This window comes from Rouxiella sp. T17 (assembly GCF_036663475.1).
Classification (GTDB): Bacteria; Pseudomonadota; Gammaproteobacteria; order Enterobacterales; family Enterobacteriaceae; genus Rouxiella.
Window position 1 is genome coordinate 172,916 of record NZ_JAWUEA010000037.1, and the last position, 11,913, is coordinate 184,828.

Genomic DNA, 11,913 nt, shown 5'->3' on the forward strand with positions numbered 1-11,913 from the left:
GGATTGTATCTGGCTGCCATGCCCACGCCAATGGTTAACTGTCCACCACTTAACAAGGAGAACGTGATGAACTGGATAAAAGGTGGTTGGCTAACGGGATTTATTGGCGTGATGATTTTTGCCGGTTCATTACCTGCGACGCGCGCGGCGGTAGCGGATTTTGATCCGCTGTTTTTAACCAGCGCGCGAGCCATTATTGCCGCCACGCTCGGGGCGATGTTACTGGTAATAGGCCGTCAGCGTCGCCCGGCGTTGTCCGATCTCTTCTCTTTAGCCATCACGGCAGCGGGCGTAGTGGTAGGATTTCCGCTGCTAACAGCTCTCGCGTTACAACAGGTTTCTTCTGCCCACTCTATTGTTTTCCTTGGTTTATTGCCGCTTTGCACGGCCGCCTTCGCCGTACTGCGCGGCGGAGAACGTTTACAGCCCGCATTTTGGCTATTTGCGATTGTCGGTGGGGCGCTGGTGGCCGGCTATGCGCTTTCGAATGATAGCGGTGGCACGATGAGAAGTGATTTGCTGATGACCGCCGCTGTTATCGTTTGCGGATTAGGCTATGCCGAAGGGGCCAAACTGACGCGCAGATTAGGCGGATGGCAGGTGATAAGCTGGGCATTGCTGCTCTCTTTGCCCGTCATGATTCCTATGGCGTGGTTTACCGTGCCGCCAACCTTTAGCCAAATTTCGACCTCGGCGTGGATGGGGTTTGTCTATGTTTCGGTCTTCAGTATGCTAATTGGTTTTATATTTTGGTATCACGGGTTGGCTAAGGGCGGAATTGCCGCCGTCGGTCAATTGCAGTTGGTGCAACCTTTTATGGCGCTGGGTCTCGCCTCTTTACTACTACATGAATCCGTCAGCGCGATGATGCTGCTTATTACCCTCGGCGCAGTAACCTGTGTGATAGGCGCGAAACGATTTGCCGTGCGTTGATTCTGAATAATTACCCTAAGTTGGCACTTTGCTATAAAAACACGCTCCCTTGTCTATACTTTCTTATTCTGTGAATTATAGAGAAGGGAAGAGCGATGCAATTAAAAGCCGCGTTATTGAAAACGACCTTATTAGCGGTAATGGCCGCGTCTTCACTGGCGACCCCTCAGTTTGCCTTGGCCGACGCCAAGCCAGAGATTATTGGTCGATTAACTCAGCCCGTGCCCGATCCTTCGGGTATTGCAGTCAGCTCGAGCAATCGCGTATTTCTAGGCTTTCCGCGCCATGCCGATAATCATTCATGGTACGCGCTGGGAGAATTGAAGAATAATAAGGTCGAACCTTACCCCGATAATAAGCTGGGCAGCGTGCAAAACGGCAATTATCAAGACTGGCTGGTGTCACCGCACGGCATGTATATTGATAAAAATGACGTGCTGTGGATTTTGGATGACGGCAAAAGGGCGGGCGAACAAGAAATTCCCGAAGGCGCTGCGAAGGTAATTGGTATCGATACCAAAACCAATAAAGTGGTGCATAAGCTGATCATTCGTAAACCTGTGCTGAACTCAGGCTCACACTACAACGATCTGCGTGTCGATCTTTCTCACGGTTCGCAAGGAACGGTTTATATCGCCAACTCGGGTTTTAAAGAGCATTTCTCGCTGGTGGTGATAGATATTGCGACCGACAATCAAAAAGAAGTGTTGGTAAACCATTATTCCACCTCTCCCGACGCAGGCTTTGTGGCCTTTTTAGAAGGCAAACCGCATAAATATGATTTTAAAAACCAGACCTTCCCGCTTGGCGGCGCGGACGGTATTGCCATCAGTCCGGATAATAAAACGCTTTATTGGACAGCGTTGAGCGGCCGTAATTTGTACAGCGTGCCGACGGCGATATTAAGTAACTTCTCTCAGTCTGAAAGCAATATAGAGAAGAGTGTCAAATTCGAAGGACAGCATCCGGCAAATGACGGTCTGGCGGAGGATGAAAAGGGCAATATTTATTTTGGTGCTTTCGAGCAGGAGTCGTTAGTAAAACGCGATCCAGCGGGGAATTATTCCCTGATCGCGCATGACGAAAAGAATTTCGGTTGGCCCGACGGTCTGGCGTATAAAAATCACTATTTATACATCACGCTCGGTCAATGGAATAGACTGGCTGATTTGAACGGCGGCAAAGATTTACGTAAACCGCCGTTTTTGGTAATGCGGGTTAAAGTCGACTAACGGCCAATAGCCAGCGTTCATTAATAGCGAAAATCCAATAGCAAAATTCAGCGCTGGATAGTCACTATTATAAAAAGTCCTGTCGTTGCGGGGTGAAGGTATCCAGCAGCACGCCTTTCTCAAGACAGACACAGCCGTGCATAATGTACGGCTGTTTATAGAGCGTATCTCCCGCCGAGACTTCACGGGTTTCATCGCCGATGGTAAAGGCAAAGCGGCCACTCAGCACGTAAGTTAGCTGCTCGTGAACGTGATTATGCATTGGGCCGACTGCACCTTTTTCAAAAGAAACCTCGACCGCCATCATCGAGCCGCTGTGTGCCAATACGCGACGGCTTACGCCTGCGCCAAGATCCTGTAAGGGAACATCTTTATGGTAAATAAACACCTTTACTCCTTGCCTAATGAGGTTAATAAAGACGCCGGAATTTCAGCGAGATAGAGCGCCGGAAGTCCCTCGTAGTCACTGGTAAACAGCACGTGGCGATTGTCGGGCGAGAAAGAAGGGTGCGGATGAGTCACCTGACGATCGCCGTTGAGGACCTGCCAGGAACTTTTATGGGCCGCCAGCGGCGCATAGTGGCGAGTTTTCGTATCGAAAATATACAACCACGGATCATTTTCGATCTCATGGCTGGCGGTATCTTTTACATCTACGGGCGTGCCCGACCCATCGCCAACCAAAAGCGTGCCGTTTTCGTTACTCATCAGATGCGAGCAGGCTGGCATGGTCATCAAGCTGCTGTCTTCTGCCGTCTGGGGATCGAAGCGACGGATGTGACGCTCACTTTGTCCTTTCATATAAGAGACATAGATGAGCGCCGAGCCGTCGGGCACCCAGAATTCGTGAGTGCAGCTTTCGCCAGCCGCATGCTCTTTCACCTTACGCAGATGAGTGCCATCTTCATTTATCAGCCACATTCGTGCGTCAACAAGGTCGTGTGGACCTTCATGACAAAAAGCGACCGTTCTATCATCAAAAGGACGAAAGATTGGATGCCCAAGCCACTCATTTTTCTGATGAATAACGCGCGATTTTCCATTCAGCATATCCACTGAAATCAGGCGACACTGCGGGTTACTGTGATAAAACGCCTGGAATTTTTGCCAATCGGAAAGAGGCGTCCAATCTTCTTTGGCGATTTCAATGCCGACTAAACGTGTGCATTCGCTGTTCGCCACCCAAGTGCCATAACCCACCCAATTTTCGGGGACCTGATAAATAGGCGTTTCGGTAAAATCAGTCAGCGATACCCGACACAAGGTGCGTTCGTTTTTAACGTAATAAAGAAAACGATCGTCGGGCGACAGAAAACCACCAAAGGTATTATCGCCAGCGCCCTCGGTTAATTGCACCGCCTTTTGGGTTTTCAAATCCAGAAGATAATAGTTGCGATGACCCTCAAACTCGCCCGCAAACAGCAGCCGATTACCATCACGGGTGAAGCATTTCTGATAGAAATAATTGCGATGACACAATACGTCCGGCGACGTTAAACGCGTGACGTTGGCCCCCGTTTGCGCATCCTGCACGGTATGAAAATTTAACTGAATCTGGGCACCTTTGGCCATCACTCACCTCATGACTCGGACTAAAAAGAATAAGCGTTCAACAAGTTCTATAGCGCATTTAAAATAATTGAAACACCATTTCATTTATTTAAGTCAATTTAATCATAAGAATGTAACGTAGATCTCAAAAGTGGTCGATAAAGCCGGCTGCTTAACCTGACTTTGAACCACCTCACATTTTTCCTGTTGTTCAAAAGATATAAATCTGCCATCAAAAAATGAAACGCCGGTTCATTTTATTCTCTCTTTTTGGCGGACACCCGATGAACGCAGAAAAACCGATTTTATTCAGGCATCAACTGGCTTATGGCGGTGGGAATTTATTGGGCAGCGGAGCGTTAGCCATTGCCGGGATCTGGCTGCTCTATTTCTATACCACCTTCTGTGGCCTGACGTTATTAGAGGCCTCGGCAATCTTTTCCATCGCGAGTATTATCGATGCGCTAAGCAATCCCTTGATGGGCTACCTTTCTGATAATTTTGGCAAAACGCGGCTCGGAAAACGCTTTGGCCGTCGCCGCTTCTTTATCTTACTCGGCATTCCATTAATGCTTTTTTATCCGCTACTGTGGGTAGAAGGCTTTGGTTTTTGGTATTACCTGACCACTTATGTGATTTTCGAATTGATATACACCTCGGTTATGGTGCCCTACGAAACCCTTGCGACCGAAATGACCACCGATTTCTCGGCGCGCTCTAAACTTACCGGCTTTAAAGCTATTTTCGGCAAGATAGCGAATTTTTTGGCGGCTCTGATTCCGGGGCAGTTTATTTTGCTTTATGGCAAAGACTCCGCCGAACCGTTTTTCTATACCGCGCTGACGTATGGCGTGATTTTGTGCTGCGCCATTGCCATGCTTTATTTGTCATCGTGGGAGCGTCCGGTCGAGGAAACCACACCCGTTGATGAGAAGAAAATGACGCTGGCGAAGACCTTGTCAACGCTGGTGAAAGATATGCAGTCGATTTTCCATTTACGGGTGTTCCGCAAACATTTGGGGATGTACCTGTGCGGATTCGGCGCTGAATGGCTATTTGCTTCGCTATTTACCTACTTCATCATTTTCGTTTTGCAATACGACCCCGCGATGGTCGCCGGTTTGAACAGCCTGAACTCCCTGCTACAGCTTTTTTCAACCGCCATTTTTATTGGTTTATGTGTGAAGAAGGGCTTTAGCAAGCCTTACATTTTGGCGCTCGGCATCGTGATTTTCTCGGTAATCTGCTACAGCCTGTTGCACTTTATGCACCTGCCACGCCAGTATGCGACGGCGGCGATGCTCGCGATTACCGTAGTGTTTGGCATCGGAACGGGCGGCGTTTATTACATTCCCTGGACGGTTTATACATTTTTAGCCGACATTGACGAGGTGTTTACCGGCCGTCGTCGCGAAGGAATCTACGCCGGTGCCATGACCTTCTCGGGCAAATTAATGCGATCGGTTATCGTGTTCAACATGGGCGCCATACTGACTTTCTATGGCTTTCATTCGAAATCAGTCACTCAACCAGAGAGCGCGGTTACAGCCATTGCGGTGGTATTTAGCGTTGGCGTGATCGGTCTGGCATTGATGGGCATCGTTTTCAGCTATCAAATGAAACTGAACCGCAAGGCGCATCTCGTGGTGCTGGGGGAAGTGGCTAGAATCAAGGCTGGCGGGCGCCTCGTGATGATTAAACCGGAGGTTCGCGTGGTCATTGAAGAGCTGGTGGGCTATCCGTACGAGCAATGTTGGGGCAATAGCAAAGTATGTCGGAGCATTTTCGCTACGCCCGCTTTAGAAGCGCTTGAGCCTAAAGCCGGCGATCTCAACGCTATCGAACCGAAAGTCATTGAACATTGATTAACGGTAATAGCCGGTGATATAAAAAAAACGTTTTTGGATGAGCAAGGAGCCACGGGTTATGACTTAGTGGCTCGCTGTTACGTTAATCCTGATGCAGCGATTGCATCACGCGAGCATGTTCTTCTGGCCCGAGGCAGGCAAAATGCGGCAGCATTTCAGCCGCTGTCTGTTTCAATGCGTCGATAAGCACCAGCACGCTTTGACGCGGCGGTCTCGATTGCGGTGTCATCACGCCGAAATAGTACGGAATTTCCACATCCAGCTCTTTCAGCACCACGCCCGCGACGGGCAGGCCATAAGCGGTCACTGGTTCGAGGATCGCGACGCCCATTCCCGCACGCACGCAGGCCAGAATATTCACCGACGAATTGGTTTCCACCACGCCCGCAGGCTGCACCTTGGCCTGCCGTAACGCCTGCTCAAAACGCCGACGCAGCCGATACGGGTTATAAGGGGTGATCAGTTTTCGCGCCTCTAAATCCGCCAAAGAAACCTGCTCTTGCTGCGCCAAAGGGTCATCGTCACGCAGCGCCAGCACGCAGCGGGACTGACCAATCCAATGCACCTGCACGCCCTGATGCTCCAGCGGCAAACTGCTGATCCCCAATTCGGCCTGACCAGTAATAATCGCGTGCGCCGTTTGCTCGGCGGAATCGGAAAGGATCTGCACCGAATCACTCAGGCTGAGACTCGCCAACGCCGCAGGCAGTAAACCCGAAGACATCGACGGCGTGGCGGCAATCATCAACGGACTCTTTTCCTGTTTCCAGATTTCATTGGCCCGCAGGCGAATCTGCTGCAGTGAAATCAGCGCCGTTTCAACATATTCGTGCAGTCGCAACGCCTGTTCGGTCGGGTGAATGCGTGGCCCGTTGCGTAAAAACAGCGGATATCCAATCGCATTTTCCAAATCCTGAATCAGCCGTGAGACGGCCGGCTGCGAGCGCTGCAACACCTTGGCCGCCGCCGTCACACTCCCTGAAGAGATAACTGCAGAGAATGCCTCGAGTTGTCGTAGATCAAGATCGCTTAAAGAGGTCATTTTCGGCATTAAAATTCCTTATTTTATTGCGTTATTTTACTGAAAAACTGCACTATTTTACTGAAAAGATTTCAGAAAGATTAAAGAAAAAAGACTGTTTAAAAAAAAACCAATTGCATTTTTTGTATAAGCTAATTATTAATTAGTATTAAGAATTCGCATACAACCTCAATCATAATGCGTTTTTCATATAATAGATTAGACGATTTCATTGTTTGTTATGCCGACATCAGGGGTCTTATGTTTAGACAAAAAGCGTCCGCACCGACAGTGTCCGCCACGGATACTACACCTTCAGAAGATAAAAATAGAGTCGGATTAGCGGCGCTGGAAAGGCGTTTGCAGGAGGATCTGGCGCTGCTGGAGCTTCCGGCCAAGCCATGGGTTCCCGCGCGTTCGTTTAATGGCGAAGCCGTGCGTGACGTGGTTGTCATCGGCGCTGGAATGTGCGGATTGGCGGCCACGGCAAAACTCATTCTTACCGGCATTACAAATGTAGTGACTTACGACGCCGCTCCTGAAGGTCTAGAAGGCCCGTGGGTGACGTTTGCGCGCATGGAAACGCTACGCTCGCCGAAGTCGTTGCACGGCCCGGCGCTTGGTCTACCGCAGCTGACTTTCCGCGCCTGGTTTACCGCTCAGCAGGGCAGTGAAGCCTGGGAAGCGTTAGACAAGATCCCGAAAAATATGTGGATGGATTATTTGGTCTGGTATCGCCAGGTTTTGGCCCTACCAATCCGCAACAACGTGCGAATGACAGGTATTTCCGCTGTCGGCGACCTGATTGCGCTGGAGCTGGAAGGTTCAGAAACGGGCCGCGTACTCACTCGCCGTTTGGTGCTGGCGACGGGACGTTCCGGTCTTGGCGGCTTTGCCGTGCCTGATTTCCTGCAAGGGGTCGATCGCCGTTTCTGGTCTCATTCCGCCGATGACATCGATTTTTCGGCGCTGCAAGGCAAGCGCGTGGCGGTGATTGGCGCGGGCGCGTCTTCAATGGATAACGCCGCAACCGCGCTCGAAACGGGTGCCGGATCGGTCGATTTGCTGATTCGCCGAAAAGAGATGCCGCGCATTAACAAGATGACCGGCATTGGCAGTCAGGGCGTGGTGCTCGGCATGCAGCATCTGCCCGACAGCTGGAAATGGAAATTTGTCGATTATACCGCCTCGACCCAAACTCCACCGCCGCGCGCCTCAACCCTGCGCGTGTCGCGTCATGACAATGCACGATTTTTGCTCGACTGCGGCATTGTCGCGGTGAAAGAAGACGCGGGCGAGCTGCTGATTGAGACCACTCAGGGTCCACTGCGTTACGATTTTCTGATTGCCGCCACCGGTTTCTCTAACGATTTCAACGGTCGACCGGAGTTTTCCGAACTGGCGTCGCACATCCGCTCGTGGGCCGATGGCCGTTATCGCCCCGAAATGGGCACGCCGCGCGTCAACATGCTGGAAGCGCCAGACCTCGGCCCCGCGTTTGAATTCCAGGAGCGCGTCGCCGGCGAATGCCCGATGTTGGCGCACATTCACTGCTTCAACGACGCCGCCATGCTCAGCCACGGCAAGGTTTCTGGCGATATTCCGGCAGTTAGCGCCGGTGCCGATCGCCTGGTTCGCGGCATTGCCGCCTCGCTGTTTGCCGACGATGTCGACACTCATTTTGCTAATTTGATTGCCTACGAAAATCCGGAATTACTCGGCGACGAATGGACAGATTCCACCCCTTTACTCAAACAGGAGAACGCGTTGTGATTGACGCAATTGACAAGGCCGCTGGCCTTTCACCGAGTGATGCCCTCTATCAGGCACGGCGTTTTCGTCCCGAATTTGTCGAGGGTGCAGAACTGTGCCGCGTGTCGGTATTAACACCTGATGACGATCAGGGACTGGCTACCCATTTGCGTGTCGCGTTAGCGCTGCGCATGGCGATACTGAACGCCGATGAAAAATTGGTTGACCAATATAAAGCACAGTTGGCGGCCTTAAACCCGTCGCCTGAATTGTTGGATCTCGCCGAAGGGGCAAACGATTTACCCCAGCCTTTGCGCGCCATCGCCCGTCACGCAGATTTCGTCACGCTGACGCCTGCCGATGCCGTCGTAGCCGATATTACCCGTCTGGAAGAGGCAGGTCTGAATAACGGACAAATCGTCGCGCTTTCAGAACTGATCGCTTTCGTTAATTTCGAAACTCGCGTCATTACCGGCCTGCGCCTAATGGGGTTGGCATGATCCCTTTAGTGACCTTAAAGCCGTTAAATTGGCACCCTCATATTGCGCCCGTCGAGGTTGAAACGGCCAGAGCCGATCAGCTCGAGGCGATGAAAATTACGCCGTCGAACAAGAAAGTTTCTGACTATGTGCGCACGCTGGCCCATGACCCGCAGAGTTACGTGGCGCGAACCGTGTTGTTCAACGCCATCATGTATGTCGATGGCGGTCTCGATCGCGCGGACCGTGAGTTGGGCGCGTTGGGCGCGTCGATGGTTAATGGCTGTAAATATTGCGCCGTGGTTCACGCCCGTCGTCACGTGCAGCTAACCAAAAACGAGAAAGTGGTGTCGGCTCTCTATTTCGATAAACCGGCCACGCTCGGCGCTCGCGACAAGGCGATTTATCAGTTTGCCCGTCGCCTGTCTGCAGCACCTTCCGAAGCGACCAAGGAAGATGTCGCCGCATTGCGCGCCGTAGGAATGAACGACGTTGAAATTCTTGATCTTATTCACGCCATTTCCATTTTTGGCTGGGCCAATCGCCTGATGCACGTTCTCGGCCATGCCGACAGCGGAAAATCATAGGACACTCAATAAAATGTTAGAACTCAATAACATCAAGCTTTCGTATGGCAGCACCCAAATTTTGAAAGGCGTTAATCTGTCGGTAAATCGCGGCGACGTAGTCTCTATTATCGGGCCGAGCGGCACCGGTAAAACTACGTTACTGCGTTGTATCAACTATTTAGCCAAGCCTGAGTCGGGCAGTATCGCCTTTGACCAGCTCAAAATGGATTATCAGTCTCCTAATAAGCAGGCGATCCAGACTATTCGTTTGCGCACGGCGATGGTGTTCCAGCAGTTCAACGTGTTCAAAAACATGACCGTTTTACAAAACGTGATGGACCCGCTGATCGTGGTGCAGGGCAAATCACGCGACGAGGCGCGCAAAATCGCGCTGGAAGAACTCGAGCGCGTGGGGTTAATTGCTAAACAGGACAACTATCCTTCGCAGCTTTCTGGCGGACAGTTGCAGCGTACCGGCATTGCGCGTGCTCTGGCGGTGCGTCCTGACGTGATCCTGTTTGACGAACCGACCTCGTCGCTGGATCCCGAGCTGGTGGGTGAAGTGTTGAAAGTTATTAAAGATGTTACCTCGTCCGGCATTACGTCCCTGCTGGTCACGCACGAAATGCAGTTTGCCAAAAGCGTTTCCAATCGAATCGTCTTTATGGATCAAGGCGTTGTGGCTGCACAGGGGACGCCGACAGAAATGTTCGACACGCCTGCAAATCCGCGACTTGCGCAATTTCTGAATTCTGAACACACCGTTTAATTACGCTAACTCATTAAAATAAAAGGATATCAGCACATGCAGGCAACTCATTCTACTTTGCGCCGTCGTTTCGGTCTGGCGCTGTTAAGCGGCGCGGCTTTATTGATGACCTCCGGCGCAAGCTTCGCCGATACCGCCGTTCGCACCATTAAAATCGCTACGTCAGCGGAGTCTAAACCTTTGTCATGGGGCGCAATTGGCGTCGAACCGCAGGGCTACGAGCCTGACGTGCTGAAAGCCATCAACGCCAAGCTGCCACAGTATAAATTCCAGATGGTCGGCGCGGCAGACATCGCGCAGGAAACGGGTTTGGTGACCGGTAAATATGACATGGCAACCGGCGGTTTCTACACTAATCCGGCGCGCAGCAAGCAGTTTCTGATCCCTGCTACGCCAATGGGCGCCAGCCTGATGAAGATCTACAGCCATAAAGGCAGCAATATTAATGGCATGAAAGATTTGGTCGGCAAAAATATCGTGCCAGTGACTGCGGGCGGCGGCGTTTACAAGTTCGTCAACCAGTGGCAGCAGGACAATACGGGCTACAAGATTGATATTAAAGCTTCAAGCGCCGGCATCCCTTATCCAGATCGCCTGAAAGAAGTGCAGAGCGGCAAATATGACGCGCTGATTTTGCCATCCAACCTTGGCGAGCAGACGGTTATCGACAATCAGAAACTGGATATCGTGGCGAGCGAGCCGGTTTCCATTAACAACACCTACGTGCTGATTCACCGTTCTGCCGAAAATCAGGCGCTGAACGACGACATCAACAAGGTACTGATTGAGCTGAAGGCTGACGGCACGCTGGATAAGCTGGCCCAGAAATGGTTCGGTGAAGACGTCGTCAAGTACATGAAGTAATTACCTATTTATAGAAATATTACTTATTTGTAGAAATATTACTTATTTATATAAATATCAATATCTTATATAAACACAGCACTAAAGTAATGGACTCTCGCTGGCCGCGTTGAAAGGGCCAGCGAACAAGAGTCGAGGCTGAAATTGCATTTAGGAGTGTATTAACGTGGATCTCACTACAATGATTCCCGAGCTGCTGTCGGCGCTGCCGCTGACGCTCGCGATTATGTTTGTGGCTCTCATCGCCGGTTTCTGCCTGGCTCTTGTCGCAACGACGTTTCGCGTGCGCAGAGTGCCGGTGATTAGCCAACTCGCCGACCTCTACGTCTCCTATGCGCGTAGCGTGCCCGTTGTGCTCCAGCTGTTTGTGGCATTTTACGGCCTGCCGATGCTGGCCGGTTTATTCCACATTGAAGATATTTTCACGGCGACGATCGCCTCGATGGTTGGGCTGAGCCTCTATCACGGCGGCTATTTGTCGGAAGTTATGCGTCCGGCTTATCTGGCGGTCGAGCGCGGCCAGCATGACGCCGCCGACAGCATGGGCTACAGTTTTCGCCAAAAACTGACGCGCATTGTCGCTCCTCAAGCTTTGCACATCGCCTTGCCGGGCTATGGCAACTCGGTCATTTACCTGATCCACAATGTGGCGCTGGTGATGTATATCGGCGCGGCCGACGTGATGGCGACGGCGCATCTGATCATGGAACGCGCGTACAACCAATATCAGTTCGGCACTTATCTGGTGCTGGCGGTGTTGTATTCCCTGCTGTGTCTGATCGCGTGGCTTATCGTGCGTGTTTTCGAACGTCGCAGCGCAAAATACACGTCGAAAACGGCGCAGGCCAACATCAAGCTCACGCCGAGCGTCTGAC

General features: G+C 51.4%; 12 protein-coding genes. 9 read left to right on the forward strand and 3 right to left on the reverse strand.

The window, feature by feature from the left end; translation table 11 throughout:
- Window positions 1-66: 66 nt before the first annotated feature.
- A complete protein-coding gene (locus SC206_RS16075) occupies window positions 67-933 on the forward strand; it encodes a DMT family transporter (RefSeq protein WP_332738634.1) in 867 nt (288 codons plus the stop codon).
- Window positions 934-1,028: 95 nt separating this feature from the next.
- On the forward strand, window positions 1,029-2,165 hold the full coding sequence (locus tag SC206_RS16080) for an L-dopachrome tautomerase-related protein (protein WP_332738636.1): 1,137 nt from the start codon (window positions 1,029-1,031) through the stop codon (window positions 2,163-2,165).
- Window positions 2,166-2,232: 67 nt separating this feature from the next.
- Here the strand turns inward: SC206_RS16080 and SC206_RS16085 are convergent, their stop codons facing one another.
- Together SC206_RS16085 and SC206_RS16090 are read right to left on the reverse strand one after the other, a co-directional pair.
- Window positions 2,233-2,553: a cupin domain-containing protein gene (locus SC206_RS16085; RefSeq protein WP_332738637.1), complete on the reverse strand. Its 321-nt coding sequence runs from the start codon at window positions 2,551-2,553 to the stop codon at window positions 2,233-2,235.
- Between the two features lie 2 nt (window positions 2,554-2,555).
- Window positions 2,556-3,737 carry an oligogalacturonate lyase family protein gene (locus SC206_RS16090; protein WP_332738638.1) on the reverse strand — a complete coding sequence of 394 codons (1,182 nt, stop codon included), beginning with the start codon at window positions 3,735-3,737 and terminating at the stop codon, window positions 2,556-2,558.
- A 263-nt stretch (window positions 3,738-4,000) separates the two neighbouring features.
- Here SC206_RS16090 and SC206_RS16095 point away from each other — a divergent pair, with 263 nt between their 5' ends.
- Window positions 4,001-5,581 (forward strand): MFS transporter, encoded by a 1,581-nt coding sequence (locus SC206_RS16095; protein ID WP_332738639.1) that lies wholly within the window; start codon window positions 4,001-4,003, stop codon window positions 5,579-5,581.
- Window positions 5,582-5,666: 85 nt separating this feature from the next.
- Here the strand turns inward: SC206_RS16095 and SC206_RS16100 are convergent, their stop codons facing one another.
- Entirely contained in the window at window positions 5,667-6,626 is a 960-nt protein-coding gene (locus tag SC206_RS16100) for a LysR family transcriptional regulator (protein ID WP_332738772.1), read from the reverse strand.
- A gap of 240 nt (window positions 6,627-6,866) precedes the next feature.
- Here SC206_RS16100 and SC206_RS16105 point away from each other — a divergent pair, with 240 nt between their 5' ends.
- From SC206_RS16105 to SC206_RS16130, 6 genes are all read left to right on the forward strand, one after another.
- Window positions 6,867-8,378: an NAD(P)/FAD-dependent oxidoreductase gene (locus tag SC206_RS16105; RefSeq protein ID WP_332738640.1), complete on the forward strand. Its 1,512-nt coding sequence runs from the start codon at window positions 6,867-6,869 to the stop codon at window positions 8,376-8,378.
- Window positions 8,375-8,857, forward strand: coding sequence for a CMD domain-containing protein (locus tag SC206_RS16110; protein WP_332738641.1), 483 nt, complete (start codon window positions 8,375-8,377; stop codon window positions 8,855-8,857). The genes SC206_RS16105 and SC206_RS16110 overlap by 4 nt, the downstream gene beginning before the upstream one ends.
- Entirely contained in the window at window positions 8,854-9,423 is a 570-nt protein-coding gene (locus tag SC206_RS16115) for a peroxidase-related enzyme (RefSeq protein ID WP_332738642.1), read from the forward strand. The genes SC206_RS16110 and SC206_RS16115 overlap by 4 nt, the downstream gene beginning before the upstream one ends.
- Window positions 9,424-9,436: 13 nt before the next feature.
- Window positions 9,437-10,174, forward strand: a complete 738-nt coding sequence (locus SC206_RS16120) for an amino acid ABC transporter ATP-binding protein (RefSeq protein ID WP_332738643.1) — start codon at window positions 9,437-9,439, stop codon at window positions 10,172-10,174.
- 36 nt (window positions 10,175-10,210) lie between these two features.
- Window positions 10,211-11,038 carry a transporter substrate-binding domain-containing protein gene (locus SC206_RS16125; RefSeq protein ID WP_332738645.1) on the forward strand — a complete coding sequence of 276 codons (828 nt, stop codon included), beginning with the start codon at window positions 10,211-10,213 and terminating at the stop codon, window positions 11,036-11,038.
- Window positions 11,039-11,219: 181 nt separating this feature from the next.
- Window positions 11,220-11,912: an amino acid ABC transporter permease gene (locus tag SC206_RS16130; RefSeq protein WP_332738773.1), complete on the forward strand. Its 693-nt coding sequence runs from the start codon at window positions 11,220-11,222 to the stop codon at window positions 11,910-11,912.
- Window position 11,913: the final 1 nt, after the last annotated feature.